This is a genomic window from Stenotrophomonas sp. 3(2025) (assembly GCF_052665395.1).
In genome coordinates, this window is record NZ_JBQOIF010000001.1 from 226030 (window position 1) to 252763 (window position 26734).

34 protein-coding genes are annotated in these 26734 nt (G+C 66.2%); 15 read left to right on the forward strand and 19 right to left on the reverse strand.

The window, feature by feature from the left end; all coding sequences use genetic code 11:
* Positions 1-26: 26 nt before the first annotated feature.
* The 7 genes from gspG to ACUXVE_RS01055 form a co-directional block, all read right to left on the reverse strand.
* Positions 27-464 carry a type II secretion system major pseudopilin GspG gene (gene gspG / locus ACUXVE_RS01025; RefSeq protein ID WP_025874367.1) on the reverse strand — a complete coding sequence of 146 codons (438 nt, stop codon included), beginning with the start codon at positions 462-464 and terminating at the stop codon, positions 27-29.
* Between the two features lie 57 nt (positions 465-521).
* The gene (locus tag ACUXVE_RS01030) at positions 522-1106 is read right to left on the reverse strand and encodes a hypothetical protein (protein WP_032951661.1); all 585 of its coding nucleotides are present in this window, start codon (positions 1104-1106) and stop codon (positions 522-524) included.
* Positions 1107-1225: 119 nt separating this feature from the next.
* Complete coding sequence (locus tag ACUXVE_RS01035; protein ID WP_301869290.1) at positions 1226-1777, reverse strand: hypothetical protein; 552 nt, start codon at positions 1775-1777, stop codon at positions 1226-1228.
* A gap of 53 nt (positions 1778-1830) precedes the next feature.
* Positions 1831-2811: a FecR family protein gene (locus ACUXVE_RS01040; protein WP_445513631.1), complete on the reverse strand. Its 981-nt coding sequence runs from the start codon at positions 2809-2811 to the stop codon at positions 1831-1833.
* A 69-nt stretch (positions 2812-2880) separates the two neighbouring features.
* A complete protein-coding gene (locus tag ACUXVE_RS01045) occupies positions 2881-3411 on the reverse strand; it encodes an RNA polymerase sigma factor (RefSeq protein WP_025874363.1) in 531 nt (176 codons plus the stop codon).
* 16 nt (positions 3412-3427) lie between these two features.
* A complete protein-coding gene (locus tag ACUXVE_RS01050; protein WP_445513681.1) occupies positions 3428-4108 on the reverse strand; it encodes an STN domain-containing protein in 681 nt (226 codons plus the stop codon).
* A gap of 148 nt (positions 4109-4256) precedes the next feature.
* Positions 4257-4721 (reverse strand): Lrp/AsnC family transcriptional regulator, encoded by a 465-nt coding sequence (locus ACUXVE_RS01055; RefSeq protein ID WP_025874361.1) that lies wholly within the window; start codon positions 4719-4721, stop codon positions 4257-4259.
* A 124-nt stretch (positions 4722-4845) separates the two neighbouring features.
* Between ACUXVE_RS01055 and ACUXVE_RS01060 the strand changes: the two genes are divergently transcribed.
* The 5 genes from ACUXVE_RS01060 (at position 4846) to ACUXVE_RS01080 (ending at position 8940) form a co-directional block, all read left to right on the forward strand.
* On the forward strand, positions 4846-5580 hold the full coding sequence (locus ACUXVE_RS01060; protein ID WP_033831262.1) for an AzlC family ABC transporter permease: 735 nt from the start codon (positions 4846-4848) through the stop codon (positions 5578-5580).
* On the forward strand, positions 5577-5891 hold the full coding sequence (locus ACUXVE_RS01065; RefSeq protein WP_445513632.1) for an AzlD family protein: 315 nt from the start codon (positions 5577-5579) through the stop codon (positions 5889-5891). Before ACUXVE_RS01060 ends, ACUXVE_RS01065 begins: the two co-directional genes overlap by 4 nt.
* Positions 5892-6008: 117 nt before the next feature.
* The gene (locus ACUXVE_RS01070) at positions 6009-6836 is read left to right on the forward strand and encodes a hypothetical protein (protein WP_445513633.1); all 828 of its coding nucleotides are present in this window, start codon (positions 6009-6011) and stop codon (positions 6834-6836) included.
* Positions 6837-6976: 140 nt separating this feature from the next.
* Positions 6977-7408, forward strand: a complete 432-nt coding sequence (locus ACUXVE_RS01075) for a PAS domain-containing protein (protein WP_445513634.1) — start codon at positions 6977-6979, stop codon at positions 7406-7408.
* Positions 7405-8940, forward strand: a complete 1536-nt coding sequence (locus ACUXVE_RS01080) for a diflavin oxidoreductase (RefSeq protein ID WP_445513635.1) — start codon at positions 7405-7407, stop codon at positions 8938-8940. Before ACUXVE_RS01075 ends, ACUXVE_RS01080 begins: the two co-directional genes overlap by 4 nt.
* A 137-nt stretch (positions 8941-9077) precedes the next feature.
* Here the strand turns inward: ACUXVE_RS01080 and ACUXVE_RS01085 are convergent, their stop codons facing one another.
* The 11 genes from ACUXVE_RS01085 to moaA all read right to left on the reverse strand — a co-directional run bounded on the left by ACUXVE_RS01085 (position 9078) and on the right by moaA (position 17010).
* Positions 9078-9746 (reverse strand): ATP-binding cassette domain-containing protein, encoded by a 669-nt coding sequence (locus tag ACUXVE_RS01085; RefSeq protein WP_445513636.1) that lies wholly within the window; start codon positions 9744-9746, stop codon positions 9078-9080.
* Positions 9736-10419 (reverse strand): molybdate ABC transporter permease subunit, encoded by a 684-nt coding sequence (gene modB, locus ACUXVE_RS01090; protein WP_025874355.1) that lies wholly within the window; start codon positions 10417-10419, stop codon positions 9736-9738. The genes ACUXVE_RS01085 and modB overlap by 11 nt, the downstream gene beginning before the upstream one ends.
* Before the next feature lie 3 nt (positions 10420-10422).
* Positions 10423-11166, reverse strand: a complete 744-nt coding sequence (gene modA, locus ACUXVE_RS01095) for a molybdate ABC transporter substrate-binding protein (RefSeq protein WP_222389283.1) — start codon at positions 11164-11166, stop codon at positions 10423-10425.
* A gap of 19 nt (positions 11167-11185) precedes the next feature.
* Positions 11186-11962, reverse strand: coding sequence for a helix-turn-helix domain-containing protein (locus tag ACUXVE_RS01100; RefSeq protein WP_445513637.1), 777 nt, complete (start codon positions 11960-11962; stop codon positions 11186-11188).
* Positions 11963-12031: 69 nt separating this feature from the next.
* Positions 12032-12397, reverse strand: coding sequence for a hypothetical protein (locus ACUXVE_RS01105; RefSeq protein ID WP_093818503.1), 366 nt, complete (start codon positions 12395-12397; stop codon positions 12032-12034).
* Positions 12394-12891, reverse strand: coding sequence for a molybdenum cofactor guanylyltransferase (mobA, locus tag ACUXVE_RS01110; RefSeq protein WP_445513682.1), 498 nt, complete (start codon positions 12889-12891; stop codon positions 12394-12396). Before mobA ends, ACUXVE_RS01105 begins: the two co-directional genes overlap by 4 nt.
* 138 nt (positions 12892-13029) lie before the next feature.
* Positions 13030-13509, reverse strand: a complete 480-nt coding sequence (locus ACUXVE_RS01115) for a molybdenum cofactor biosynthesis protein MoaE (RefSeq protein ID WP_222389281.1) — start codon at positions 13507-13509, stop codon at positions 13030-13032.
* Between the two features lie 3 nt (positions 13510-13512).
* Positions 13513-13773 (reverse strand): MoaD/ThiS family protein, encoded by a 261-nt coding sequence (locus ACUXVE_RS01120; RefSeq protein WP_049463966.1) that lies wholly within the window; start codon positions 13771-13773, stop codon positions 13513-13515.
* A complete protein-coding gene (locus ACUXVE_RS01125; RefSeq protein WP_445513638.1) occupies positions 13773-15026 on the reverse strand; it encodes a molybdopterin molybdotransferase MoeA in 1254 nt (417 codons plus the stop codon). Before ACUXVE_RS01125 ends, ACUXVE_RS01120 begins: the two co-directional genes overlap by 1 nt.
* Positions 15023-16021, reverse strand: coding sequence for a bifunctional molybdenum cofactor biosynthesis protein MoaC/MoaB (moaCB, locus tag ACUXVE_RS01130; RefSeq protein WP_222390918.1), 999 nt, complete (start codon positions 16019-16021; stop codon positions 15023-15025). The genes ACUXVE_RS01125 and moaCB overlap by 4 nt, the downstream gene beginning before the upstream one ends.
* 8 nt (positions 16022-16029) lie before the next feature.
* On the reverse strand, positions 16030-17010 hold the full coding sequence (moaA, locus tag ACUXVE_RS01135) for a GTP 3',8-cyclase MoaA (RefSeq protein WP_445513639.1): 981 nt from the start codon (positions 17008-17010) through the stop codon (positions 16030-16032).
* 579 nt (positions 17011-17589) lie between these two features.
* On the opposite strand from moaA, the gene ACUXVE_RS01140 reads away from it, so the two are divergent.
* The 5 genes from ACUXVE_RS01140 to ACUXVE_RS01160 all read left to right on the forward strand — a co-directional run bounded on the left by ACUXVE_RS01140 (position 17590) and on the right by ACUXVE_RS01160 (position 20532).
* Entirely contained in the window at positions 17590-17967 is a 378-nt protein-coding gene (locus tag ACUXVE_RS01140) for a hypothetical protein (RefSeq protein ID WP_445513640.1), read from the forward strand.
* 210 nt (positions 17968-18177) lie between these two features.
* Complete coding sequence (locus ACUXVE_RS01145) at positions 18178-18693, forward strand: hypothetical protein (protein ID WP_445513641.1); 516 nt, start codon at positions 18178-18180, stop codon at positions 18691-18693.
* The gene (locus tag ACUXVE_RS01150; protein WP_445513642.1) at positions 18672-19205 is read left to right on the forward strand and encodes a hypothetical protein; all 534 of its coding nucleotides are present in this window, start codon (positions 18672-18674) and stop codon (positions 19203-19205) included. Before ACUXVE_RS01145 ends, ACUXVE_RS01150 begins: the two co-directional genes overlap by 22 nt.
* Positions 19206-19594: 389 nt before the next feature.
* Complete coding sequence (locus ACUXVE_RS01155) at positions 19595-19963, forward strand: hypothetical protein (RefSeq protein WP_445513643.1); 369 nt, start codon at positions 19595-19597, stop codon at positions 19961-19963.
* A 5-nt stretch (positions 19964-19968) separates the two neighbouring features.
* Positions 19969-20532 carry a nuclear transport factor 2 family protein gene (locus tag ACUXVE_RS01160; RefSeq protein ID WP_445513683.1) on the forward strand — a complete coding sequence of 188 codons (564 nt, stop codon included), beginning with the start codon at positions 19969-19971 and terminating at the stop codon, positions 20530-20532.
* Between the two features lie 37 nt (positions 20533-20569).
* Here the strand turns inward: ACUXVE_RS01160 and ACUXVE_RS01165 are convergent, their stop codons facing one another.
* Positions 20570-21385, reverse strand: coding sequence for an AraC family transcriptional regulator (locus tag ACUXVE_RS01165; RefSeq protein ID WP_059064369.1), 816 nt, complete (start codon positions 21383-21385; stop codon positions 20570-20572).
* Between the two features lie 77 nt (positions 21386-21462).
* Between ACUXVE_RS01165 and ACUXVE_RS01170 the strand changes: the two genes are divergently transcribed.
* The 5 genes from ACUXVE_RS01170 to ACUXVE_RS01190 all read left to right on the forward strand — a co-directional run bounded on the left by ACUXVE_RS01170 (position 21463) and on the right by ACUXVE_RS01190 (position 26663).
* On the forward strand, positions 21463-23421 hold the full coding sequence (locus ACUXVE_RS01170; RefSeq protein ID WP_445513644.1) for an FUSC family protein: 1959 nt from the start codon (positions 21463-21465) through the stop codon (positions 23419-23421).
* Positions 23422-23425: 4 nt separating this feature from the next.
* Complete coding sequence (locus ACUXVE_RS01175; RefSeq protein WP_445513645.1) at positions 23426-23641, forward strand: DUF1656 domain-containing protein; 216 nt, start codon at positions 23426-23428, stop codon at positions 23639-23641.
* Positions 23638-24522, forward strand: coding sequence for an HlyD family efflux transporter periplasmic adaptor subunit (locus ACUXVE_RS01180; protein ID WP_445513646.1), 885 nt, complete (start codon positions 23638-23640; stop codon positions 24520-24522). Before ACUXVE_RS01175 ends, ACUXVE_RS01180 begins: the two co-directional genes overlap by 4 nt.
* Positions 24519-25967 (forward strand): efflux transporter outer membrane subunit, encoded by a 1449-nt coding sequence (locus ACUXVE_RS01185; protein WP_445513647.1) that lies wholly within the window; start codon positions 24519-24521, stop codon positions 25965-25967. The genes ACUXVE_RS01180 and ACUXVE_RS01185 overlap by 4 nt, the downstream gene beginning before the upstream one ends.
* 81 nt (positions 25968-26048) lie before the next feature.
* Positions 26049-26663, forward strand: coding sequence for a hypothetical protein (locus tag ACUXVE_RS01190; RefSeq protein WP_445513648.1), 615 nt, complete (start codon positions 26049-26051; stop codon positions 26661-26663).
* Positions 26664-26734: the final 71 nt, after the last annotated feature.

Sequence of the window (26734 nt, forward strand, 5' to 3'; positions counted from 1 at the left end):
ATGTTCCGGCGTGCCATTGTCCGGCCTCACAACTGCCAGGAACCGATGTCCGCGTTGCCAGCCTCACCGCCGGGCTTGCTGTCGGCCCCCAGCGAGAACACATCGATATCGCCGTGCGTGCCGGGATTCTGGTACTGGTAAGGGTGCCCCCACGGGTCATCCGGCAGGCGGTCGAGGTAAGGCGTGACCGGCATCGCGCCGCTGCCCTGCGGCGGTTTCAGCAGCGCCTGCAGCCCCTGCCCGGCACTGGGGTAACGCCCATTGTCCAGCCGGTACAGCTTCATGGCCTGCATCAGTGCGGCGATGTCCTGGCGTGCCGCCACCACGCGGGCCTGGTCAGGGCGATCCATCAGCCGGGGCACGATCAGTGCAGCCAGAATGCCGATGATGACCACCACCACCATGATCTCGATCAGGCTGAAGCCCTGCTGCCGAGCCCTGCGACCACCCATCTGCGTTGCCATTGTTCCGCCCTCATCATCCTGGAAGAGACCGCCGCCCCATGGTCAGCGGCGCATGTGTCAGTACGATAAACATCCTGCGGAAATCGGCCGTTCCTGCAGCCGATCACCCACACCGCGCGCATTCGCCACGCAGGCAGCGTCCAGCAGCGACGACGGAACGCGCGCAAGCGTTTCCTCCACGCAGTGCTGCAGCAGTGGCGCGGCACACGCCTGCAGCAGGCGCATGCACTGCAGGGGCGACCAGGCCATGCCATGATCGAAGCCGATGAATTGCCGGTACACCTGGTGATAGCGCAGATCGTCGTGCAGGCGCTGCACGCTGCCAGGGGCGCACAGTGCGATCAGCAGCACCGCACGCTGCACCATGCGCACCTCCGCGCTCTCCTGCGCAAGCGTGGCCAGGGCCGCTTCAGGCCACGGTTGCAGGCATGCGTCCAGCGCCTGCCGCAGCAGCATCAACGGATGGCCGCTGACATCCAGCGCTGACCACCTTGCCGCATCGGCCCAGGCATCGCTGGACAGCATCCACACCCACGGCTGCCCATAGCGCTGCACATTCACTGGCGCATGCCGTGCCTGCTCCAACGACTGGCTCAGGTGGCGGTCCAGCTCCAGCATGCTGATCCTGCGACTGTCGTTCATCGGCGTCGCCTGCGCTCCGCGACGCGGGAGCGTCGTACTCTGCAGAAGACGTCAGCAAGGCAGCCGAAGCGACAGCACGAATGCGATGTTGAGCAGTGCGTGGCAGCATCGCGGGAATGTCACCGCAACGTCATCCGCCTGCAGGCTTGCAGGTCCAGGCGCGGCGCCTCTCCGCCACACCGCCGGGCCAGCACGACAACGTCGCTGCGCTGCGCGAATGCCGCCAGCGCATGCATTGCGTCCGCGTCATCCAGCAGCGCCGCCGTCGTCGCCTGCAGCAGTGGCAGCTGCCATCCCTCCATCTGTGCATCGCTGGCGGCCACGAACCAGTGCCACAACCGGTGGTAGCGCACGTGATCGTGAAGTGCCGCCAGACCCTCGATGCCGTGCATGGCCATCAGCAACAAGGCACGTGCCAGTGCAGCGGCAGGCAACATTCCCGATTCCGAAAGTGGCAGCGCCTGCCGCTGCAACCGCAGCAGCATCGCCAACGGATGGTCCTGTGGCTCGAACTCCAGCAGCACCGCCTGCTGCCGCCACTGCGGGTCGGACACCACGCATACCCACGGCGCGCCATAGCGGTGCACCATCAGCGGCCGCCGCTGGGTGGTTTCCAGCAGCGCCGACAGATTGCGGCGCAGATCCAACACACCGATGGTCTCGTTGCGCATCCTTGGCTTCTCCATGCATGCATCGGGCGTGCGCGTCGCGCGCAGCCAGGGTCTTACCCCAAGACGGCAATTCCACCGGGAAAGCGACGCAGGCCGAGTGACAGCGTCTGCCCGAGCTGCTCCAGTGCGGCATCCGGATCATCAATGCGGAAGCGACCACTGACCGGCGCCCGCGCCAATGCGGATTCGCCCAGCAGCACCTTGCCGCGCCGGTAGCGGTTGATCTCGGCCACCACCTCACGCAGTGGCGCGCGGCGGAATACCAGCATGCCTTCGGTCCAGGCGCTGACTTCGGCCGTCACGGCTTCGGCCACCACACCACTGAGGCGCTCGTCATACACCGTCTGCTGGCCGGCCTGCAGCTGCAGGCGACCTTGCGGATGCTCGATGCGCACGCTGCCGTGCAGGCAGGTCACGCGCACCTGGCCGTCGGTGTTGCGCACATCCAGGCGTGCTGCGCCCTCGTCGGCCACCAGGCAACCCGGCCCGGCGAACAGCGCCAGGCGCGCTCCCGCAGCGGCCTCAATCGCCGCCTGTCCCTGCACCAGCTCGAAGCCTTCACCCTGGGCATCACTGCGCCGGCGCAGGCTGCTCTGCGTATCCAGTTCGATCTTCAGGTGCGGCGTCGGCGCAATCTGCAGCCGCTCGCCGGTACCGGTATGGAAATCGGCGGTCATCGCCGTCACCGAAGGCCACAGGCCCAGTGGCGGGTGCAGCGCAGCCACCACGGCCAGGCTCGCAGGTGCCGCCACGGCCGCACCCAGGAATGCGCGCCGGCTCCAGCGTTGTGCCGGGGTTGCAGGCTGCGGCTGGCGCGCAGCGGCAGGCAGCTGCTCACCGGCCAGGCGTACCTGTTCCCATTGCCGTTTCGCGCGCGCAAAGGCGTGCCGATGGCCGGGATCGGCCTCGCACCATTGGCGGAATTTCCTGGCATCGGCCGCAGTGGCTTCGCCCGAGGTCAACCGTACCACCCACGCGTGGGCCTGGCGCTCCACGGCGTCGAGCGGGCGGTGCGGTTGATCGTCAGCGTCCATGAGGGCTCTTGCCGTCCCCGCACGCTGCGGGGTTCTGCTCGGCGTCAAAGTGTAGACGGATGCCGTGCCTCAGAACCGCACCTGCCGTCCCTGCCCGCTGCGTTCGGCCAGGTAATCCTGTGCGGCTTTCAGCTCACGCTGCACCAGCCGCAACGACACGCCCAGGTGCTCGGCCACATCGCGCTGCTGCAGGCCGTCCACGCGGATCGCCAGCAGTATCCGGCGGCGGCGCTCGGGCATCCGCTGCAGCAGGCCGACCATGTCTTCCAGCGCCATCTCCTGCTCGGCCGCCTGTGCCGGCCCCGGGCCGGGATCGGCCATGTCCATCAACGTATCCACTTCTTCCAGGCTCAGCAGGCGATGGTCGGCGCGCTGTCGGTCGATCACGGTGTTCATCGCCATGCGCAGCAGGTACGCGGCGGGGTTCTGTACCGGGTCCAGGCGATCGCGACGCGTGCTCAGGCGCATCCAGGTGTCCTGCAGCGCGTCGCCGGCCAGCTCTTCCGAGCCCAGCTTGCGCACCAGGCGGCGCTTCAGTTCGTCGTACGCGCCCAGCAGATGGTCCATCAGGTCCACCGCCCCAGCCGTGCTGTTGCTCATGTTCGATTCCTTGACGTCATGGTTGGGGCGGGCGCCGGCCACAGTCGTGGCCCGCGCTGGAAGGACGGATCTGCAGGGTCACCGGCTGCGGCAGCGCGGCAGCATCGGCGTCCAGTCGCAGCGCCTGCATCGTCTTCAGAAGACGCGCATTGCGGCGGGTGCTGCCGCTGCCGGCAAGCAGCTCGGGTTCCTGCACCTGGCCGTCGTTGGCAATGCGGAAGCGCAGCGTCGCCGCATAGGCGCCAGGCGCAAGGTCAGGGTCGCCACAGAACGCAGTGCGCAGCCGTTGCTGCAGGTCGCCGAAACGGCGACGCAGCCCAACGTCGCTGGCCACACCGGTCGCAGAGGCCTCGGCAGCGGCGCGTGCGGCGCGGCGCAGGACCACGCGCTGCGCGCCGATCAGCTCGGCCTCGACACCGGTATCCTGCAGCACCACCTGCAGCGCCTGCAGTGGCGGCAGGCTGGCCTGCAGCGGATGGCTGCTGCGTCCCGTGCCGAGGTCGCCGGGATACATCACCGACCAGCCGCTGACGACGCTGAAGCGCTCGACCGCCTGTTCCAGCGGCTGCGCGGGAATGTCATAGGCGCGGATGTCGTCCTGTGCGGCGGCAGCGAAGGCGAACAGCAACCCGGCGGCGGCCGCCACCCTCCAACGTCTGATCGCATGCTGTCCATTCAGCCCCCTGACGTAGAACACATGACCCTCGGCAGCGACATCAGCTGCAGCGGCGCAGCGCGGTGCGACCAGGCGGGTCGACCTGCGCACGGCCGGCAAGCGGGTCAAACCGTAGCGGCGTCACGTGTCATTGCGATGACGGCGGCGCGCAGGGGACGCGCCGGGCCGTTCAGACCGGCAGTTCAGTGGTCTGCTTGATCCGCTGCATGGGGATTTCGGTCTTGGTGTTCTGCACCCCGGCGATCCGGTTGAGGTGCTGTATCTGGAACTGCCGGTACGCATCAAGGTCGGCCACGGCCACCCGCAGCAGGAAGTCGCAGTCGCCCGCCATCAGATGGCATTCAAGCACTTCCGGGAAGGACTTGATGCTGTTGATGAAGTGGTTGGTGGTGTCTTCATCCTGGCCGCGCAGCCATACGCGGACGAACACCGTGAACCCACGCCCGATCCTGGCCGCGTTGAGCAGGGCCACGTAGCGATCGATGTAGCCGCCCTCTTCCAGCAGGCGGACCCGGCGCAGGCAGGCGGACGGCGACAGCCCCACCTGTCGCGAAAGCTCCAGGTTCTGCAGGCGACCATCGCGCTGCAGGGCGTCGAGGATGCGGCGATCCAGGTTGTCGAGCTGGTACTGCATGAAATTTCACCCATCAGGCCTATGACCGCATGATATTCCACATTCCGTCGACTCAATGGCATCAACGCAACCCGATTTCGTGATCGGACCGTTAGCATGGGCCACCCGCACCCGTTGTTGATCCATGGACGCACGAACCACCCTGCCCCTGCCTGATCCCGCGTGCGACACCGCACCGCGCGCCGAATTCCTGCGCGGCCTGCGCGCCGCCGTGCCGGTGATGATCGGCTTCATTCCTTTCGCCCTGGTGCTCGGTGCCCAAGCCGCCCAGAAGGGCCTGTCGGCGCTGGAAGTGCCGCTGATGACCGGCCTCAACTTTGCCGGTGGGTCTGAATTCGCCGCGGTCGAACTGTGGACTTCGCCGCCACACATCGCGCTGATCGTAGCGATCACCGCGCTGGTCAACAGCCGCCACCTGTTGATGGGTGCCAGCCTGGCGCCGTTGCTGCAGCACCTGCCGCGCCGTCGCGTGCTGCCGGCGCTGTTCTTCATGTGCGATGAAAGCTGGGCACTGGGCGTGGCCGATGCGCGCCGTCGCGCACTGGGCTTCAGCCTGTCCTACTACCTTGGCGTGTCGGCCGGCCTGTACACCGTGTGGGTACTGTGCACCGCGCTGGGCGCGATCGTCGGCCCACTGCTCGGTGACATCCACGCCTATGGCTTCGACATGGCCTTCCCCGCCGTGTTCCTGGTGTTGCTGCGTGGCATGTGGCAAGGCATGCGCGCCGCCCGGCCATGGCTGGTCAGCCTGGTGGTGGCAGCGGGCACCTACCTGCTGGTGCCCGGCGCCTGGTACGTCGCCAGCGGCGCGCTGGCCGGTCTGGCCGCTGCGTGGCTGCTGGCCGAGGACGCCGCATGATCTTCAACGGCCTGATCCACTGGACCTCGGTGCTGACCATCATCCTGATGGCCGCCGCCACCTATCTCACCCGCATCATCGGTTTCCTCGCGCTGCGCAACCGCACCCTGGGCAAGCGCGCGGTGACGGTGATGGAAGCCGCCCCGGGCTGCGTGCTGATCTCGGTGATCGCTCCGGACTTCGTGGCCGACAAGCCGGCCGACCTGGCTGCACTGGCGATCACGTTGCTTGCGGCCACACGGCTGTCGATGCTGCCGACGGTGCTGATCGGCGTGGTATCGGCGGCTGTGCTGCGGTATGTGATGGGGTGAGCGCCAGAGGACAACCGGCGCCGACCGTCGGCTTCCCTATGCAACACGTCTGATTGTGCGTGCGCCGGGGCGTCTGCAAGGATGCATCCACCGCCTTGGAAGGGTGATCTCCTGTAGATGGAATCCTGGTTGCGGCACGCCACGGGCGCAGCAGCGCTGCTGCTCTGCGCCAGTGCGTGCAATACCCTCGATATTCCCACGCGCGATAGTGTCGGCGCGGACGGAGGGTTTGCCACGCGCCTGCGCGGAGCGCCCTCGCAGCTGAGCGTTGGCACCGCATCGGTACTGCGCGGCCAGGAGAGTTCCGAGCAGACGACACACTCGCTCACTTGCCAATGGGAAACAATCGACGTGATGGTGCGCTGGGTTGAACCCAGCCTATCCACTGACCAGGCAGTGAATCTATGCACTGCCGCCGCGCACGCCGCGAGACAACCGCTCCATGCCGCAGGCCTGAACGATACACCGGTCCGTTACCAGGTCACGATCGTCAGCGACGGCGGCAGCATCTGGCAACAACCTGCCAGGCCAGTCCGACCAGAACTGGTGGTGGCGTTCTGGTTTCCCGCTGGCGACGACGCTGCTGCACTGCGTGCGCGCGTAGTCTCCACCACCGCACACGAGTTCCACCATATCGCCACGGCGATGGCAGGCCAGCGTCGATGGGGAGCGCACCGGGAACCGGAGGCCTACCTCGCCGGGGCATGTGCGCTGCTGGCAATTGAAGGTGAGCTTCGGCGCGAGCAGCTACCCGGCCGCCATGATCCCCGCGCTGACAGCCTGCTGCCGGCGGCAGCACGGCGCTCTGGAAATGCCGGCAACACGATGGGCCAGTCGTTGCAGGCATTCTTCAGCAGGGATCGTATCCAACGCGATGACGAAGAAGGGCGCGCACTGCTACGGCACTGCTACCACACCATCGGGTTCCCCGCCATCGCCCACTAGCGCCGCCCCTCCCTGCGACAGCCGGTCGCAGCCCCCTCCGGGCGCACGCTTGACCTATATCAATCCGCCCCACGCCACGGGCGCGTATCTCTATGCAGGAACCCAATACGCCGGCGTCACCGGCATCCAAAGGACCTGCGATGAGCTACTACACCCCCGACAACGCCCAGCTGCTCAACGCCATGCAGAACGTGATGGTGATCTCCACCACCGACCTGCAGGGCAACATCACCTATGCCAACGACCTGTTCTGCACGCTCACCGGGTTCGCGCGCGAGGAACTGATCGGCCAGCCGCACAGCATCGTGCGCCATCCGGACGTACCCAAGGCCGTCTACAAGGACATGTGGGACACCATCAAGGCCGGCAAGACCTGGACCGGCATCGTCCCCAACCTTGGCAAGGGCGGCGTGCTCTACGTGGTCGACACCACCGTGCAGCCACTGTTCGACGCCGATGGCAACATCACCTCGTACATCAGCATCCGCCGCGTGGTGAACGACCTGATGCAGAACTACGACCTGGTCGAGTTCAGCAAGGAAAAGTTCGACGACTTCTACGAGGCTGCGTGAACGCCATTCCCACACGCAGGCCCATCAGCCGGCTGCTGGTGGGTTTCGCCTCCGAGTCGGGCAACGCCCGCGCCCTGGCCCAACGCCTGGGTGCGGACCCGGAACTGCAGCCGCATGGACCGCAGGTCCTGCCGTTCAATGACATCGATGTGGCCGGCCTCGGCCACGGCGATGTGCTGCTGGCCATCTCCAGCTCGTTCGGCGACGGCGAGCCACCGGCCAATGGCGAGCGCTTCTTCGAGTCGCTGCGACAGGCGCCCGCCCTGCCCGGACTGCGCTACGCGGTGTTCGGCCTGGGGGATACCGGCTACCCCAGCTTCTGCGGTTTCACCAAGGCGCTGGATGCAGCGTTGAGTGATCGTCAGGCGCAGCCACTGCTGCACCGTGTCGACGCCGACCTCGGCTACGAACAGTTCTTCCAGCAGTGGCGGCCGGTGCTGGGCCAGGTACTGGGCGGTGATGCGACCGCGGGCCGGGACCTGCGCCTGCAGGTGACGGCCTACGGCGAAGACAACGCGTTCGCCGCCGGCATTGTCGAACGGCGCCGACTGAGTCACAGCACCCCGGCCGCCTGGCACCTGCAGCTGGACATCGCGGGCAGCGGCATGGCCTACCGGGCCGGCGATACCCTGCATCTGGTTCCGGAAAACGATCCTGCGTTGCTGCAGGCCCTGGCCAGCTGGTATGCCGATTCCAGCGCCGCTGACGCGCTGCGCGACCGCGAACTGCGCCTGCTCAGCAAGGGTGTACTGCGCGAACTTGCCAGGCTGGGGGGTAGCGACGCACTGAAAAGCCTGCTGAAGATCAGCCAGAAACGCGAACTGGACGCCTACCTGCATGGCCTGGACCTGCTGGACGTGCTGCAGGACCACGCCACCCCGCAGTCGGTTCCGCTGGCGCGATTGCGCGAGCTGCTCTCACCCTGCCTGCCGCGCGCCTACTCGATTGCCTCGCATCCGCGCGATGACCAGCTGAGCCTGTGTGTACGCGAAGTGCGCTACACCCTGCGTGGCCGCGAACGCTTCGGCACCGCCACTGGCAGCCTGCTGCACGGCGGCGACACGGCGCGTGTGTACTGCCGCTCCAATCCGGGCTTCCACCTGCCCGAAGGCGGCGACGCGCCCCTGCTGCTGGTCGGCACCGGTACCGGCATCGCGCCGCTGATGGGCCTGATGCAGGAACTGCAGGCCACCGGCGACGCGCGGGAGGTCCATCTGGTGTTCGGCGAGAAGCACCGCGAGCATGACTTCCTGTACCGCGAGCAGCTGCAGGACTGGCAGGCGCGTGGCGTACTGGCTGGTCTGCACACGGCGTTCTCGCGCGATGCTGCGCAGAAGGTCTACGTGCAGCATGTGCTGCAGCAGCAGGCCACGCAGCTGCGGGATGTGCTGGCCCGTAGCGGCCACATCTACCTGTGTGGCAACAAGAGCCACCTGGAAAGTGCGGTGCGCGAAGCCATCGACGCGATCGGCGGTGAGGGTCATTGGGATGCCCTGCGCGGAGAGGGCCGCACCCACTGCGAGCTGTATTGAACCGTCCTTCGGGTAGAGCCGGCCGCTGGCCGGCTGCTGTTGGCGCTACGACGCTGCCGGCCAGCGGCCGGCACTACCCACGTGGATGCACAGCGTGCCGGTGTCCGCCGGGCATGGCCCGGCATGACCGCCGCGCGTCATCCGCCGACGACGCGCCCGTCCACCACCCGCGCTACCTGCTGGCCGAACACCGCCACATCCTGCGGATCGTGGCTGATCAGCAGCAGCGGAATACCGGTTTCATCCAGCACGGTTTCCAGTTCCTGGCGCAGGTGCTGGCGCAGGTCGTGGTCGAGCGCTGCGAACGGTTCGTCCAGCAGCAACGCCTGCGGCCGGGTCACCAGTGCACGCGCCAACGCCGTGCGCTGGCGCTGTCCGCCCGATACCTGCGACGGCAGCAGATCCGCCACGTGCTCGATCCGGAATGCCTGCAGCCACTGCTCCACTGCCTCGATACGGGTGACGCGCGGTGGATTCAACCAGCCCCGCTGCAGCCCGAACGCCACGTTCTGGCGCACGCTCAGGTGCGGAAACAGCGCGTAGTCCTGGAACACGTAACCCAGTCGACGACGCTGCGGTGGCAGATCGACCCCCGCTCCCGCATCGAACAGTGTCTGCCCGTGCAGGCGCACATGCCCATGCTCCGGGCGCAGCAGACCGGCCACCGCTTTCAGCGTCAGGCTCTTGCCGGCACCGGAAGGCCCGAACAGCACCACCTGCCGCTGCGTGCACTGCAGTGCAACGTCCAGCTCGAACGTCTGGCCGGACGCCTGCAATCGCCGCCGCACCTGCAGGTCAAGCCACATCGCGCAGCTCCCGACGGCGCCCCCCCACCAGCCGCGCGGCCAGCAGCAGGATCACGATGCACACCACCGACGTCAGGATCACCAGCGCATTGGCCTTGCCATCCTGCCCAGCCTGCACCGCTTCATAGATGGCGATCGACAAGGTCTGCGTGCGGCCCGGAATGCTGCCGGCCACCATCAGCGTGGCGCCGAACTCACCCATCGCCCGTGCGAACGCCAGCAGCAGGCCCGCCAGAATCCCGCGCCATGCCAGCGGCAGGGTGATGCGGAAGAACACCGCCGCTTCGGACACGCCCAGCGTGCGCGCGGCCTGCTCCAACTGGCCATCCACTTCCTCGAATGCAGCGCGTGCTGGCTTGAACACCAGCGGAAACGACGCCACCGCAGCAGCGATCACCGCCGCCTGCCAGGTAAATACCAGGTTGATGCCAAACCACGACTGCAACCAGGCGCCGATCGGGCCATTGCGCCCGATCAACACCAGCAGGTAATAGCCCAGCACCGTCGGCGGCAGCACCATCGGCAGGGTCAGTATCGAATCCAGCAGTTCCCGACCGGGAAAGCGCCGTCGCGCCAGCAGCGCGCCAAGTGCCACGCCGGCAACAAGATTGATCGCCGTGGCCCAGCCGGCCACCTTCAACGACAATCCCAGTGCGCTCCAGTCCAGGTCCATCCGTCAGGGCTTGCCAAACCCGTGCTTGTGCAGGATCGCCTGGCCCTGCGCCGAGCGCACGAACGCCGCGAAGCGCCTGGCTTCCACCGGCTGCGTGCTGGCCTGCACCACCGCCAGCGGATAGGCGATGCGTCCAGCAACCGGAACCTGGAACGCGCGCCGCACGCGATCAGGCATGGCCTGCGCGTCGGTGGCGTAGACAAACCCCGCATCCACCTCGCCCCGCGCCACGTAATCCAGCGACTGCCGCACGTTCTGCGTACTGATCACCTTGCCCTGCACGGCCGGCCACAGCTTGGCAGCCTGCAGCGCGCCCTGCGCGTAGCGGCCCACCGGTACGCTGTCCGGGTTGCCCAGTGCAATGCGCTGCACGCCGGCACCCGCCAGATCGGCCAGTGCGCGCGGCGGCGCCTTCGCCTGCGGTGGCACGACCACCCACAACGCGTTCACCGCGAAGACCTCACGCGTACCAGCCGCCAGCAGCTTCTGCTGCGCAGCCTGGTCCATCGTTGCCTCATCGGCCGAAGCGAACACATCCACCGGTGCGCCGCGCGCGATCTGCTGCAGCAGTACGCCGGAAGCGGCAAAGTTGAAGTCGACCCTGCTGCCCGGGTTCGCCTTCTCATAGGCTGCGCCCAGCTCGCGGAAGCTTTCGGTAAGGCTCGATGCCGCCGACACCGTAAGTTCGGCCGACCACGCTGGCAGCGCAGCCACCATCCCCAGCAACAACACGCCCAGCGTCTTCATATCGGCTCCTTGGCCGTGTTCAATCCGGTTCGGAATCCCTGGCCACGGCCAGCGCCGCCAGCCGCTCGGGTTGCAGCAGCAGCATCTCACGTTGGTTGACTGCGATGACACCCTCATGGCTCAGCCGCCGCAGCACCCGGCTGACCGTCTCCGGCGCCATCCGCAGGTAGTTGGCGATCTCGGTGCGGGCCATCGTCAGGTTGAAGCGGGTCGCGGAAAAACCACGCCGCGCATAACGCGCCGACATATCCAGCAGGAACGCCGCCATCCGCTCCTCGGTGCGGTGGTTGGCCGCCAGCGTGGCGACCTTGCCGATCTCCGCGCTGAGCAGGCTGAACAGCTTGGCCTGCAGCCCCGGCATGCGGGTGGCCAGCAGGCTCAGCTTGGGGAACGAAATGCGGCACAGGTGCACCGTATCCAGTGCCACCGCATTGCAGGGGAAGCGCGAACCGTGAATCGCGTTGAGCCCGATCACCTCGCCCGGCAGAGCAAAACCCAGCACCTGCTCGTTGCCCTGGCTGTCGTCGACGAAGGTCTTGACCATGCCTGCGCGCACAGCGGCGATGGAATCGAAGGCCTCACCCGCACGGAAGATGTATTCCCCCGCATGGAACGGCCCGACGTGGTCGACCAGCACATGCAGTTCGCCCAGCGCCGTCTTGTCATAGCCCTGCGACATGCAGGCATCGGAGAAGGCACAGGTGCTGCAGAAATGCAGCGCGTCGCCATCATCGGCGGCGGCAGGATTCGGCGTGGCCCGGCCGGGGCGCGGCTGAGGGGACGGAATCGAAGACATCACGGCAACGCTCGAACGGAAGCCTCCATCATACGGCACGGCCCCATCGCCTTCCGTGCACTGCACGGGTCACGCCGCTGGTGACGTGCCGCGCCGGCCTGCGCCGCGCTGGCGCACGCTGTCGCGCACATCCACATCGAACTGCAGTTGCAGCGTGGTGCCGTCGTCCAGATACAGCGCAAAGGCCAGGCCATCGCGGCATGGCAGGCGCCCAGCCAGGTCCTCCACGGAAGACCGGGGCAATACCAGGCGGCAATCGGTGCCGCTGTCGAGCAGCACAGCGCTTTCGCCGCCGTGCAACGAAACGGCCGTGCCCCAACCGCCGCTGCCACCGAATCGGGTCAGGTTCTCCACCGTTTCACCGGCCAGCAGCGTGGCCAGCTCGGCCTCGTCCAGGCGCAAGCGCATTGTCTGGTCCTGCAACTGCACCTTCATGAGGCAACGTCCTCCCATTGGGTGGGGGTATTGCAGTTGACCAGGACGCCTTCATCGGCATGGGCCAGGCGCAGGGTCTGCGCGTCCAGCCGGTGTTGCAGGGCCTGCAGGGAGCGCGGGCCGAGGGGGTCGTGGATCATGGTTTCGAGGATCGTGCGGCTTTCATTGCCTACATTAAACAGCATCGGAAGCGGATGCCCGTCAAAGATCGTGCAAGCGCCGCGATGGCGCTCACGCAGCTGCTGCAATAGCTCCGGGGTCAACCGGGGTGTATCCACCGGCACCACCCAGGCCGGGCCGTCAGGCATCTGCATCGCCACGCTGTACAGGCCACCCAGTGGCCCGCAGCGCGTGATCTGGTCCGGCACACCGCCGAACGCCGGATAGCGTCCACTCACCCAGACCCGGTCTGCCCCGGCCAGCCGCAAGATGCCGCGCATGTGCTCCAACAGGGTGCGCCCCTGCCAGGGCAGCATCGCCTTGTCGCGGCCCATCCGGCTGGACAGGCCGCCGGCCAGCACGATGCCGGCAATGGGCGTTTTCACGCGGGAAACCCGACCACGCCGTGCGTGGCTGCTCCTGCCGGGCGCGAGGGGATGGCGCCATCCACGCATGGCGTGGATCTACTGGCGTCACAGGTGATCATGCGCGGGTTCACCATCGGCGTGGCACAGCGTGCAGCCTTCGCTCCACTCGCTGTCGCCGTCCTCGTAATGTTCCTGCTTCCAGATCGGGCACTGGTGTTTCACCGCCTCGATCAACTGCCGGCACGCGCGGAACGCTTCATCACGGTGCGGGCTGCCCGCAGCCACCACCACCGCCACATCGCCAATGCCCAGGCGGCCCTTGGCATGCGCCACATACAGCTTCAGCCTCGGCCCGAACGTCGCCTCGATCTCCACCGCCACGCGCTGGATCTCGTTCAGCACCAGCGGTTCGAACAGGTCATAGGTGATGCCGGTCACCGGCCGCCCCACATTGAAGTCGCGCACCTTGCCGATGAACACATCGATGCCGCCGAATGCCGGGGCGGACACCGCCGCGATGCCTTCGGCCGGGTCGATGGCGTGCTGCGCACGGTCCACCACCTTTGCGGTCACGTTGCTGCTCATGGCTCAGCCCCCGCTCACCGGCGGCAGAATCGCCACCTTGCCATCGGCAGGCAGCGCCTCGTGGTCACGCAGCACGCGCTGCTGGTCGGCAAAGGCAGAATAGTCCAGCAACCCGGCGCGGAAACCGGGAAAGCGCACTGGCAACAGCTCACGCAGCGCCTGGCGCAGATCGGCCACCGTGCCACCGGCCACCTCCAGCGCGATCTCGCGGCTGGCATCCAGATCGGAAAACGCACCGAACAACTGCAGATTCACCTGCTTCATCATGACTCCTGGGTTGCCAGCTGCAGCGGGTCCTGGTGGCCCCAGCCCTGCACGCGCACCAGCGTGCCGGCCGCGACGAGGTCACCCTCGCCCTCCAGCACCACCCAGGCGTTGGCCTGCAGCATGGATTTCAAACGGAACGACTCCTGCCCGGACAGCACGCGCGCGCTCAAGCGCCCCTGCGCGTCCACGTCCACCCGCGCACGCGCGTGGAAGCGCAGGCCCGGTGGCTTGCGCACGTCGGCCTGCAACGGAAGCTGCAGCAGCGGCTCTGCGGCCAGGCCCAGCAGGCGACGCAGCACCGGTTCAACGAAGAAACGCTGCCCCACCGCCGCCGACACCGGATTGCCCGGCAGGCCAAAATACAGCGCGCCATCGGGCAGTACTGCAAACAGCAGCGGCTTGCCCGGGCGGATCGCCACCTTGTGGAACACGATGCGGGCGCCGCGGGCGCGCAGCGCATCGGGAATGAAGTCGTAGCGGCCGGCCGACACCGCCCCGGTGCTGATCAGCACCTTCGCACCCGCAGCCAGCGCGTCGTCCAGCACCGCATCGAAGGCAGCCACGTCATCGCCCACCGTGCCCTGCCACACCACCTCGGCACCGGCGGCCTGCAGGCGGCCGATCAGGTAGGGCCGGTTGCTGTCACGGATCTGTCCGGAGTCCAGCGCCTGCGCCGCTTCGGTCACCAGCTCCTTGCCAGTGGCAATGACCGCGACCTTCGGCCGTGCCACCACCGCCACCTCGGCCACGCCGATGGCGTGCAGCAGAGTGCGTGCATTGATGTCCAAGGCCTGCCCGGCCTGCAGCACGCGCTCGCCTTCTTCCACGTCCTGTCCGCGCAGGCGCACGTGCTGGCCAGGTTTCACCCCGCTCTTCAACGCAATGCGGGTCGGGCGACCCTGCTCGCTGGCAAGGATCTCCACGTTCTCGATCGGCACCACCGTATCCAGCCCAACCGGCATGCGCGCGCCAGTCATGATTTCCCATGCACCGTCGCCGCCCTCGGTACCGGCGTCGCCCGCCGCCTGCCAGCCCTGCACCACAAATTCGGTATCGCTTTCCAGCGGGGCGCCATCGGCGAACAGCGCGAAGCCGTCCATCGCCGAATTGTCGAACGGCGGCAACGACTGCCCACTGATGATGTCAGTGGCCAGGATGCGACCCGCAGCCTCATGCAATGCCAGCCGCTCGGCCGGCAGCGGTGCAGCCGCTTCCATCAGGTGCTGCAGCGCTTCGCTGTAGGCAATCATGCGTGGCCACCGCCATCGACCATCGCCAGCGCGTGGCCCAGCACCGGCGCCAGAATGTCCAGGCATTGCGCGGCCGCACGCGGGCTGCCCGGCAGCGCAAACACCAGCATGTCATCCAGCTGCACCACCTCGGCCCGGCTGAGCCAGGCCATCGGCGTGTGCTGCGCACTCAACGCGCGCACCATCTGCGCCAAGCCGTGCACCGGTCGCGCACTCAACGAACGCAGCGCCTCCGGGGTCAGGTCACGCGGGCCAAGCCCGGTCCCGCCGGTACACAGGCACAGGCGCACGCCCTCGCCCGCCAGCGCACGCAGGCGACCCGCAAGCGGTTCGACACCATCGGGCAACACCTCGACAGCCACCACCTCGCCACCGAGCGCCTGCAGCCCGCTCACCAGCTTCGGGCCGGACTCATCGGCATAGCTACCCTCGCTGGCGCGATCGCTCAGGGTGATCACCGCGCAGGCCGCACCGTTCAGGCGCTTCGGCGGGCGTGGCCTGAAGCGCTCGCGCTCACCCTCGTCCATGCCTTCAGGGTGCAGCCACAGGCCGCGCTTGCCGCCCTCCTTGAACAACAGGCGGATGCCCTCGATGCGCAGCGCCGGCTCCACCGGCTTGCTCAGGTCGTACAGGGTCAGCAGTGCCGCGTTGACGCCGGCAAGCGCCTCCATCTCCACACCGGTGCGGGCCTCGCTGGCGCACTCGCACCACACACGTATCGCCTGCCGCTCCGGCACCGGCGCGCAGTACACCTGCACCAGTTCCAGCGGCAACGGGTGGCACAGCGGCATCAGCATCGAGGCCATCTTGGCGCCCTGCAGCCCGGCAATCTCGGCCATCACCAGCGCATCGCCCTTGGGCAACCGGCGCTCGACAATCAGCGGGTAGGCCACCGGGCCGGCATGCAGTTCGCCCACCGCTACCGCGCGGCGGCGGGTAATACGCTTGTCGCGCACATCGGCCATGTGGAAGGCCGCCTTCAGATCACCCGGCATCGTGTTCCTCATCCTCCAATCGAAGCCAGGTGCGGAATCAATCCGGTCTGGCCCTGGTGCAATCCGTGCCCGGCCGCTTTCAGGCCAAGCTGTGTGGTGATGCGTGCCAGCAGCGCGTCCTGGTCGTCGTCGCTCTGCAGCAGCGGGCGCAGCGGCACGCCGAATTCGCCGAACAGGCACAGCCGCAGGTCACCCTTGGCGGTCACCCGCAGGCGGTTGCAGCCCTTGCAGAAGTCACGCGAGTACGGGGCGATGATGCCCACCGTGCCACGATGCTGCGGGTGGCTGAACTCGCGCGCGGGGCCGGCGTCGTCCGCGCGCGGGCGCTCGTGCCAGCCAGCGGCCAGCAGCTGTTCGATCACCACATCGGCACGCAGATGGTGGCGCTGGAAATAGGCTTCGTTGTCGCCGGTACGCATCAGTTCGATGAAGCGCACGCTGAAGGGACGATCGCGCAGGAAGTCCATCCACTGCGGCAACTCGTCGTCGTTCAGGCCGCGCAGCAGCACCGCGTTGAGCTTGATGGCCGGCAGGCCCAGTGCCTGCGCCATCTCCAGCCCCTGCTGGATGTCCGGCAGGCGGTCGTGGCCGGTGATGGTCCTGAAGCGCTCGCGCTGCAGGCTGTCCATGCTTACGTTCAGCGCGGTCAGGCCGGCCCGGTGCCAGCCCGGCAGGCGACGCGGCAGCAGCGTGCCATTGGTGGTGATGGCCACCTTGCGGATGCCCGGCACGGCCGCCACCGTGGCGATGATCTCGTCCAGGTCCTTGCGCAGGCTGGGCTCGCCACCGGTAAGGCGGATCTTGCTCATCCCCAGCATGGCAAACGCGCGCACGAGGCGCGCGATCTCGTCCACCGCCAGGAAGCGCGGGCGGCCGTCGGCCTGATAGCCATCGGGCAGGCAGTAGCTGCAACGGAAGTTGCAGGCCTCGGTCAATGACAGACGCAGATACGGGAAGCGGCGTCCGAACCCGTCGGTGAGTTGGCTCATGGCTGTTTCACTCCTGACCCCACCATGCCGCTGGGCGCCTGAACAGGTTGTCGACCCGAGCCCTCAGAGTGCGCCGGGGCGCTGAAAGCGTCAACCCGGCGCTCGACTGCGGTGGCGCTGGGGGTACGGCCTTCAACCCTGTCGTTTTCGAACCGGCCGCTACGTCCCGCTTCTTCACCCAACCACGACACCTGTCGCAGATTACCTGGTCGCGGTGGGTCATCGCGGCAGCCAGCAGTGCCGGTACTTAACAGCGTGGTTCAATGCCGAAAGCGTCTCCAATCGTGAGCTATTTGCAACTCTTCTGATTGGCATTGCACAGCGACGCGGGCTCAGATGGCGTGCCACCGAAAACGGGTGGCCGGGCTTCGAATCCCCGTGATGCTCTATGCGTTGTTTACGCTTGCCAGCCGGCGTCACCTTGCGTGGCGCCGGCTGGCAATCCGTCTGCCGGCTATGGCGGGCGGTGCGTGGGGGCTTGATGCCCGCCGGTGTATGCGTAGAGCTCCGGGATTCGAACCACGTACCGTCCGCCACCTCTGTGTGGCGGCTACCGATTGCCTTGCACGGAGCCATGCCATGAACGGATCTGACCTGCCCCATCTGCACGCCTACAGTGACCCGGCCAACGCCGATGACCTGGCAGAGGCTGTGCCCACTGCGGGTACGAACACCCTGATTGCCAACCTGAAGCGCATCGGCAAAGGCGCCGCCGCCGACGGGCAGCCCTGGCCGGAGCGGCATCAGTTGCCCGGGCGCTGCATGGCGCTGGCCGATGCCGATTGCGCATTGGCCGGCTTGCGGGTGGTACAGGAAGTGCTGCTGGCAGCAGAGCGGGCCCGGCAGAACGGCGAGCCCGAGGACTATGTGGGCGACCGGGTGATGGAGGGGCTGATGCTGGCGTGCCTGGCGTTGAGTGCGCAGGCTGTGGGGCGATTGCAGGTGAGCGAGCAATAGCATCTTTCGATGTCGTCTATGCCCTCTTTTCGGCCCGGCGTTCGCCCACACAAATGCAACGCCCTTCTCATTACTCGCCGTGCGATGGCCGCTCCAGACTGGCGCGCGCGCCCATCATTACCGGCGGCACGACAATACCGGCAAGGGCGATCAGGGCAATTGAATCACCCGCCCTCTCAGAGTTGTGCAGATGGAGACATCGAAAAACCAATGAAGATTGTCAAGAGCGCTTTTGCATTGCTCGTCGCAGCCGGCTTCTACATGGCATCGAGCAAAACGCACGCGCATGTACTGATAAAAGAAGAGGCAGACATCAAGCTGATAGACGGCATCCCTGCAATCTGCATCCCATCAAGGTCGTGGGGGGCGTACCAGGTGAGCAGCCTTCTCGTGATGGAGCCCTATACACACCGCAACTATACACACCGCAAAGACAGGTGGTTGATAACACTCAAAGATGACGCGAGGCCAATGAAACTCAGGCCTGGCAAGTGCATTTCATACGGCTCGATACCCAGGGGCTACCAGCTCGGCCCACACAAAAAAGATGCGCATTATTTCAGCTTTGAAACGAACAAATCCTATCGATTCAGCCTGTACCGAGCTGGCCGATTCATGGCGATATTTCAGACCGGAATCTATGAGACCACATTCTGCTTGAAAGAGGATGCCGATGGCACCGTCAGCATTCAGAAGGAGTCAGCATGCCCCGACTCAAGCAGATGAGTCTTCCAATGCCAGCAGCAATCCTCGCCCTCCTGCTTCTGAGCGGCTGCCACCTTACCCGGAATCAAGCACTGTCACCCAAGCCGGAGGCAGGCACAGTCAAAGTGACCATCAAGGTCCCCGAGGAGCTTGCGGCCAAAGACATGCAGGTGATCTACCGCTCGACGAAATGCACCACGACGTATCGGTCCACGCTGGACTGGGGAAAACGTACACGAGACAACTATGCGGGACTTGAGCTTCAGCCTGTGCGCCGCCCAGGAACGGATGTTTACGAGGCCACAGTGGCAGTCAATGGCGGCGGCGCGTGCCGCTGGAAACTCAGCAACGTAACCTTTGGAGTCAAGTACGGAGATCCATCTAGATTTGGAGATGAAGTGAGGTTTGGCATGGGAGGCAACGTCATTGTAATGTTTGATGAGAACGATTCCACACATGGAGGCCCCTACACCGAACCCAGCGTGAGCGCTGAAGGCATCCTTTCAGTAAAGAGGACTATTATCCATGGCTAACGGAACGGTTTATCGGCGGACATCGAAAGCGAATCAACCTGACAACGGATGCAGATATATACATCAAATATCGCGCACCTAACGCACGCGCCATCCACTTCGAACCCATTTTTCATCCCGGATTTCTGACCCACTCAGTGCAACCCAAGATGAAACGCAAGGGCAGTGAAACCATCTTTTACTATCCCGATGGCAGCAGCAGACCAGAGCCATATCTCGACAAGCCGCGGTTCCAGACGCTTCAGGACATCCGAATGGCCACTGAGGCGAGTGACTGATGAACTGAGCCGTTCGGCTGGTCCCTCCACGAAGGGCCAATCACCATCATGAGGCTGCCCATCCTCTTCGCACTCTGCTTGATACTCATCTCCTGCGATCTGGATCTGGTGATGGACAGCTCCTACGCCACGAAGCAGGAAGCCGTCGACGCCGAGATGATTGCCAAGGGCTGGATTCCCGCGTGGGTGCCCCAGGAGGCGATCGACCTGCGTGAGGTGCACGACCTCGATTCAAACGTGAGCGCGCTTGCCTTCAGCAAGCCACGCAGCAAGCAGCTGTTGTTGCCGTCGGGTTGCCGGCCCGTCAACCACAGCGCTGTCCAGCCGGCACTGTTCAGTCGGAGCTGGTGGCCGAGTGAGGCCGCTCTGAAGCGCGCCTACACCTTTTTCCGTTGCGAGCCCGAGTTCGACAAGTCGGTATTCGTCGCAACAAGCAGGACCGGCGATCATGTGCTCTTCTGGCGCACGTACGCTCGCTGATGCGCATGCCCGCCCTCCCCTGCAACCCGACACTACAGATGCTCACTCCACGAACGATCGTCACCACCCTCGCCCTTTGCCTGTTGCCCAGCCTTCCGGTCTACGCAGAACAAAACACGCCTGCCGATGTGGAAGCGATCGAACAGGTGATCGAGTCCTTCCGCACCTCGCTGATCAACAAGGACAAACCGACCTACATGAGCTTGTTCTTTTCGGACAAGCCGGAAGACATCGGCTGGCAGTTCGTGTCCGAGGACCGGCGATTGGCGGACATCCACAGGACCAAGCCTGATGCAATCAAGGCACGCAATATTCCGTCGAACAACTTCATCTCGCTCATCGATCAGGCGGTGGCCACGGCAGAGCCACGTGAGGAGAAGTTCTTCAACACGAAAATCGATTCAGATGGCGATGTGGCATCGGTGTCGTTCGACTACAGCTTCCACGCCAACGGCGTGAAGGCAAACTGGGGCAGGGAAATGTGGCAGCTGGTCCGCACCGAGCGGGGCTGGAAGATCTTTTCAGTGATCTATTCGATACGTGACAAACGCAGTTCTGCGGAGAGCTGATACTTCCTTTCAGCCAGTCAACGTCAGCCAGTCAACGTCAACCACCACGCGCAGCTGAATCCTGATTCCGCAACCGCGCCGCAAAATACCGCGTAGGCGATTGCCCCAGCGCTTTCTTGAACATCGTGATGAACGCCGTCACCGATTCATAGCCCAGGGTTTCAGAAACCCGCTGCACCGCCGCGCCGCCGGCAAGCTCGCGAATCGCAACCAGCAGATGCAGCTGCTGCCGCCAGCGCCCGAACGACAGACCGGTTTCCCGATCAATCAGCCGCGTCAACGTGCGCTCACCCAACGCCAGGCGTTTGGCCCATTCACTGATGGTGCTGCGATCGGCCGGATTGGCTGACAGCGCCGCAGCCAGCGCACGGATCTTGGGGTGGTCGCTCACCGGCAGGTACAACCGCTCGGCCGGCATCTGCACCAGTTCGTCCAGCAGCACTCGCGCCAGGCGATCGGTGTGCCCGCCGCGCGGGTAGTCCTGCGGCGCATCGGCCAGGTGCAGGATCATCTCGCGCACCATCGGCGAGATCGACAGCGTCACGCAGTGCAGTGGCAGGTCGACAACGCCCGGCTCGACGAACAGATAGCACAGGCGGGCGTTGGCGGTGGCCCGGTTGCTGTGCGGCATGCTGCCAGGAATCCACACGCCGCACTGCGGCGGCACGATCCACAGCGCATTGGCCACCTCGCAGGTCACCGCGCCATGAAGTGCCAGGATCAGCTGTCCCTTGCGGTGGTCATGCACTGGAATCTCGGCATCGTGGTCGGCCACCTGCAGGCGGCTGGCCACTGCCGGCCGATCCGTCGCGTCCGGGTCCAGATCAAAGCCAGGCAGTGAAATGCGAGTCATTCTCAATGACCGGATTCAGCGATAGACTGACATTATAGCGAAATTCGGCGGCGGGGCTCGCTGAATACGATGGCGGCATGCACATCCCCGTCCCTACCCGCCCTTGGCTTTCGCGCCCCATCGCGCTGTTGATGTCGCCCGCATTGAAGGGCGACGGCGAAGCGTTGCTGTTCTCGCTCAAATGCCTGCTCGCCGCGATCCTCGGGCTGTATGTCTCGCTGCGCATCGGCCTGACCCGCCCGTTCTGGGTGATCGGCACTGTCTACCTGGTGTCGCAGCCGATGTCCGGCGCGACACTCAGCCGTGGCCTGTTCCGCCTGCTGGGAACGGTCGGCGGTGCGGTTGCTACGGTGCTGCTGGTGCCGCGGTTCGCGAACGCGCCGATGGTGTTGAGCGTGGTACTGGCCGCCTGGATGGGCCTGTGCCTGTACCTGGCCATGCTCGACCGCACACCGCGTGCGTACGCCTTCCTGCTTGCCGGGTACACCACCAGCCTGATTGGTTTCCCGGCGGTGATGGTGCCCGATGACGTCTTCACCATCGCCATCACCCGCGTGCAGGAAATCTCCATCGGCATTCTTGCGGCGACGCTGGTCCATGGCCTGCTGTGGCCACGCCGGGTCTCGCCGCGCGTGCACGCGCGCGTGGCATCGATCCTCGCCGATGCGGAGCGCTGGACGCGGGACATGCGCGCTGGCGCAAACGAAACGGTACTGGCTGCGGATCGCTCCAAGGTAGCCGCGGACCTCCTCGACCTGCACACGCTGTCCATCCACCTGCCGTTCGACAGTGTGCACGGCGTCGCCCAGGTGCAGATCCTGCGCGCACTGCATGACCGGATGCTCGATGTGCTGATGCTGTCCAGCGCCGTGGACGAATCACTGGCCCAGTTGCGCGCGCAGCCCGCTGGCACAGCGCACACCACATGGCAGGAACTGATGCGTGCAGATCTCTGCGCACGTCAGGCCGAACTCGATGCTGCGCATCACGACTGCCGGCTGCTGGAAGAGCAGCTGCACGCTGCCCGCCCGGACTGGCGCCGGCATGTGCCCGCGCACCTTGCCAGGAAGGCGAGCGGTCATGTGCTGCATCGTGACCACCGGATCGCCCTGCGCAGCGCCTTGGGTGCCTTCGTTGGCATCGTACTGGCCTGCGCGCTGTGGATCATTACCGCGTGGTCCGATGGTGCAACCGCCGTCTCCATCATCGGCACGGCCTGCGTGTTGTTCGGGACCACCGAGGCACCTGCCGGGCATGTCATGCGCTATCTGATCGGGTCGACCATCGGCGTGGTCATCGGGCTGTTCTACGCGCTGGTTATCTTTCCGGGTCTGTCCGATTTCGTCGGCCTGGCCGTGGCACTGGCGCCGGCACTGCTGGTGTGCGGCTCGTTCCTCGCCCGCCCGCCGTTCATCATGGGCGCATTGGGGGTAGTGCTCACCTTCCCCCTCATCGCCGGGTTGGGCGCCACCAATGCCACCCACATCGCGGGCGCGCTCAACAGCAGCGTAGCGCTGTTCGTGGGCACGGCGGCGGCGCTGTGCAGCATGTCGCTGTTGCAGACGCTGGACAGCAATCGCAGCCGCGCGCGCCTGCAGGATGTCATCCGGCGGGACATCGCACGCCGCGCCGCCGGGCAGGTGCGAAATGCCAGCGACTGGACAAGCCGCATGGTGGATCGGCTTGCGCTGCTTGCCCCTCGCCTGCGCGGCCATCCGGACGCAGCCCCCACGTTGCGGACGCTGTTTGCGGACATGCGCGCGGCCAGTGCCGTGGCCGAACTGCGCGTAATTGGCGGGGCGTTGAATGATCGCCGCAGCCACGACTGCCTGGCCCAGTTGCTGCACAGCGCGTCCGCCCACTTCCGTATCCGTGCCTCCACATGCCGCACAGTGGATACGCCGCTGCTGGAATCACTCGAGCGCACACGCGAGGTGATCATCGCTGGCAACAACGGCGCATCCGAACGTGTTCTTCCGCTGCTCTGCGGCCTGCGCCGCGACCTGATCGCTCCGTTGATCGTACATGGGGACTGAGTCGATGTTCTCCGATATCTCCATTGACGGCGTATTCGTTCCCGGCCTGCTGGCGGTGGCGCTCGTCGCGCTGGCGCTGTCGATGGTGGCCTCGCGGCTGCTGGCAAGCCTCGGCCTGTACCGGATGTTCGCCTATCGCCCGCTGGTGGGCCTTTCGCTGTTCGTGATCCTGGCGGAGCTGCTGATCCAGCTCGCGCCCCTGCTTGAGAAACTGAAATGAAGCACCTGTTGAGTGTCATTGGCCGCTGGAGCGCAACGCTCTGCCTGTTCGCCGTTGCCGTCATCGCGGCGCTGTCCCTGTGGAGCCGCTACGAAGCGCAGCCGTGGACGCGCGACGGCCGCGTGCGCGCCGATGTGATCCGCGTGGCGTCGGACATGGGCGGGCTGGTCACACAAGTGCTGGTGCAGGATAACCAGCGGGTGAAAGCCGGGCAGCTGCTGCTGGTGCTGGACCAGCCACGCTACGCCGCCGCGCTGGACAAGGCCGATGCCGCAGTGAACAGCGCGCAGGCCACGCTTGCCCTTGCCCGCCGTGAATCGAAGCGGGACATCGCGCTGGGCAACCTGGTGGCTTCGGAAACGCGGGAACGCAATGCCGCCAAGGTCGATACCGAAGTGGCCGGTCTTGCACAGGCCCGAGCGGAGCGGCGGGTGGCGCTGCTGAACGTGCAGCGCACCGAAGTGCGCGCCAGCGCCGATGGCATCGTCACCAACCTGGACCTGCACCCGGGCGACTTCCTGCAGCCAGGTGCCCAAGCGCTGGCGCTGATCGACGGCGCCAGCCTCCGGGTCGAAGGCTATTTCGAAGAAACCAAGCTCAACTGCATCAATGAAGGCGATGCCGCTGTCGCCCGCCTGATGGGCGATGGCCGCGACGTGCATGGGCATGTGGAGAGCATCGCCGCCGGCATTGCCGACGACCAGCGCGCGAGCACCCACAACCTGCTGCCATCGGTTGCGTCAACGTATACCTGGGTGCGGCTGGCGCAGCGGATCCCGGTGCGCATCCACTTGGACGACGTGGCACCGGATACGCGCCTGATCGTCGGCAGGACCGCCAGCGTGACCATCACGCCGCGCGCGCAGGGAGCCTGCAAGTGATCGGCACCGCATCACGCGTGAGCGTGCTCGCCTGTGCGCTGTCGCTGGCCGGCTGCGTGTCCGGCCCGGACTACACGCTGCCGGCCAACGCGGTTGCCGCCGCCCCGGCAGCCCGCCGCGCATTCGTATCGAGCCACCAGGCGGCCTACGCACAGGCCGAGCTGCCGGACCGCTGGTGGCAGCTGTATGACGATCCACGGCTTGATGCCTACGTCAGCGAAGCACTGCGAGCCAACACCGATCTGCGCGCGGCTGATGCCAACCTGCGCCGCGCCACGGCGATGGTGCTGCAGTACCGGGCCGAGGGCTCGGCAAGCACCGACGCAGATGCATCGGCCACGCTGGACCATGCCGGGGGATACACCTCGCCCACCTCGCCACCGCAGGTATATTCGCTCGGCATCCATCTGTCCTACCCCTTGGACCTGGCGGGTGGCATCCGCCGCGGTATCGAAGCAGCCAGCGCCGATGCAGAGGCCGTCGCTGCGGCACGTGACCAGGTGCGGGTGGTGGTCGCCGCCGCCGTCACCCGCGCTTATGTCGGCATCTGTTCGACCAACCTCACCCTGGCGGCGACGCAGCGGGTGCTCGCTACGCAGCGCGCTACGCTGGACGCCACCACCCGCTTGGCGGCCGGCGGACGCGGAACCGAGTTCGACGTCAGCCGGGCAAGCGCGGCGGCCAACCGCAGTGCGGCGGCGGTGCCGCATCTGGTTGCCGAACGGCAGGCGGCCCTGTTCGCGCTGGCGGCGCTGATGGGACGCGTACCGGCCGACTATCCGCAGGACGTCGCCAATTGCCAACAGCCGCCGCGCCTGCAGCAACCGGTCCCGGTCGGCGATGGTGGCCAGCTGATCCAGCGCCGCCCGGATATCCGCGCGGCCGAGCGCAGCCTCGCGGCGGCCACCGCGATGATCGGCGTGGAAACGGCAGCCCTGTACCCACAGGTGAGCATCGGCGCGTCCGCCGGCACGGCAGGTTCATTCAAGCAGCTGCTTAGCAGCGACAGCGTCGGCGCGTCCATCGGGCCGCTGCTGTCGTGGCGCTGGCCGAACCGTCGCGCAACCCGGGCGCGGATCGATGCGGCCGGCGCCAACGCCGATGCCACGCTGGCATCGTTCGATGGCGTGGTGCTGGACGCGCTGCGGCAGACCGAAACCGTGCTGTCGGCCTACGCGCAGGAGATCGATCGCGAGCACAGCCTTGCCCTCGCCCGCGACGACGCGGCACATGCGAGCGACCAGGCCGGGCAGTTGTACCGGTTCGGCAGGATCGACTTCATCGACGTGCTGTCTGCCGAGGCCGCGCTGGCCGATGCAGAGTCTGCGCTGGCAGCATCGCGCGCGCAGCTGGGGGACCGTCAGGTGGATCTGTTCCTGGCGCTGGGTGGGGGCTGGGCGGGACCGGCTGCCGCCCCGGAATCGACCACGCTTGTCGCGCCATAGAACACTGCCGCATTTCCATTGCCTGCGGTAGAGTGGCGCGGACCTGGCGGGGAGCGCTGGGCACAACCAGGGATCACTTGAATGATGTACGCCAAGCAAGGCCGTACCGTTCCTCTGTGCGTGGCCGCAGCCATCATGGTCTTCGGTGCCACCGGCTGCACGTTGAAGAATCCGGCAATGTTGGGGAGCGCGCGGCTTCCGGCCGAACAACAGGTGGTCATCTCTGGGCAGGGAATCTACCCCGAACGCGAGTTGGCGCTGAATGTCTTCACCATCGATGGTACGTCGGTGAACGGATTGCGCACGCCCAGCTACCACCTGCCACCGGGGCAGCATACCTTTAGCGTGCAGGCGACCTCCGAACTGCGCGCCGGTTCGGAGATGGGAATGCTGACATCCAGCATGAAGGTCGCCAGGCTGGAGGTCACGATAGACACCGTGGCTGGCCACACCTATGTGCCCAATGCACGCACCCGCGACGGCCGCATTGCGGTCTGGTTCGATGACATGGGACCGGCCTACCCACAGGAATGCCTGCCGTTCTATCGCATCGCTGCGATACGGCCGATCCTGGCGATGTATCGGCACAGGAACACCTGCAACCTGACCCAACCCGCCGTGCCACCTGCATCGAAGCCGCCTGCGCCGAAGGACATTTCGCCATCGCCGTCGCTGATGCACTATCTGAAGTGGTAGTCCGCCATCACCGGCACCCAGGCGTACAGAACTGCAACGGACGCGCGTTGCTGTGCCACCAAACATCCACC